Origin of the sequence: Paenibacillus sedimenti, from assembly GCF_014534655.1 — a bacterium.
In the GTDB taxonomy this organism is placed as follows: Bacteria; Bacillota; Bacilli; order Paenibacillales; family NBRC-103111; genus Paenibacillus_E; species Paenibacillus_E sedimenti.
The window spans coordinates 1-1,615 of sequence record NZ_JACVVD010000042.1 but is presented as its reverse complement, the minus strand read 5'-3'; the positions used below and the strand labels follow the sequence as shown (position 1 = coordinate 1,615).

At 41.0% G+C, this 1,615-nt stretch carries 1 protein-coding gene; it reads right to left on the bottom strand.

The genetic code is table 11. The annotated features are described in order from the left end of the window. Nucleotides 1–51: 51 nt before the first annotated feature. Complete coding sequence (locus ICC18_RS33290) at nucleotides 52–1,515, bottom strand: IS1182 family transposase (protein ID WP_223193100.1); 1,464 nt, start codon at nucleotides 1,513–1,515, stop codon at nucleotides 52–54. Nucleotides 1,516–1,615 lie beyond the last annotated feature (100 nt).

Here is a 1,615-nt window from a genome sequence, read left to right as displayed (position 1 = left end):
TACGTCAGTCTGTCTAACAACTGATTTCTGAGCACGCTTTAAATCATGGATTTATGCAATTTTACTTAAATTAACGTTGTGCATCTTAGATATTGAATGAGCTCGGTCTCTGAAGAGACGTATGAGCTCCTTCACTCCCTTTATTTTGATCATTCTCTTGATATTATAGGCAAGACAAATCAGATTGGTCTCAGTGCCTACTGATGCCAACCCTCGCGTTAAAAAGTATGTATAGCCCAAGTGACGTTTTATCGTCCCAAAAGGATGCTCAACGATTGCCGCTCTTTGCTTATATGTATTGCATTGAGTACGGGTATTTTCGGCAATCTGTTCAATCACTTCTTCATCTCTAAGTCTGGTTACCGATCTCCCGCCTTTGGCAGACGTGCAGAGATCCTTTTGTCCGCAAACATCGAAGGTTTCGCATGTGTAACGCCTGTACTCTTTTCCATCTTGTTTTCCATTCCATTTAAAAGGTAGTTCATAACCCAACGGGCAGATATATCTATCGTTTATGGCATCATACTCAAAGTTCTCTTTATCAAATCCGCTAGCTACTTTATCATGCTTTCCCTTCTGTGGCTTTATTAAGAGTACGGTGTTTTCGTCGACAACGTCGATGATTTCAAGATAATTATAATAACCTGTATCGGCCAGAATTGTGATTTTTTGATCACGGAAAACTTGCTTTGTCTTCTTTGCCATGTTGGACAGCTGCCCTTGATCGTTGACATCATTGACCGTATCGCAGTCCACGATCAATTTATACTTGCTGTCCACCGCAGTTTGAACATTGAAACAAACTTCATGCTTTCCGTTGTTTTTCATTGATTTGGCGTCGGGATCGGTCACGCAGAGCTGGTTTTCACCCGTTTCCTTGAGTTCTTGTTTCATTACCTGCAGCTCATGCATTCTCTCCTGATAGACCTCTAGCTTTTCCGTGATTTCCTGCTTTTTGAGGCGATTGTCCTCCGTTAAAAAATCGCGCAAATAGGCATCGATTTTTTCGTCGATATACTCTAGCTTCTTACTGATAATGTTGTCATTAAAGTGTTTCTTTTTAGAGCAGTCTGCCTTTAATTTTGTGCCGTCAATCGCGACAAGTTGACCATCGATTAACCCGAATCCTTTTAACATTAAGGTGAATTCTTTGAACAGTTTTTTTATGGCCGTTTTGTTATTCTTCATAAATGCAGATAAAGTGCCGTGATCCGGCTGGAGCTTACCAATTAGCCACATCAGTTCCATATTTCTTTTCGCTTCGGTTTCCATCTTGCGAGAGGAACGGATGCCGTTCATATAACAGTAAAGATAGAGCTTGAGAAGCTCTTCCCGGCGATATGGTTTTTGCCCCGCTTTGGAGCCCGAATACACCTGAAACCCCAATTCTTCAAGGGTCAAGCTATCAACGTATGCATCGATAACTCGGACAGGATTTTCTTCTTCAACGAATTCATCCAGCGTATTTGGCAGTAAATGAATTTGATGTCTATCTTCACCTTCAATAAAAGGCATATGCGCTCATCTCCTTAGATACAGAGATTCGACAAAGAACATCCATTTTCATGCCAAAAACGGATATTTTTTAATAATCGTTAGACAGACTGACGTGCGG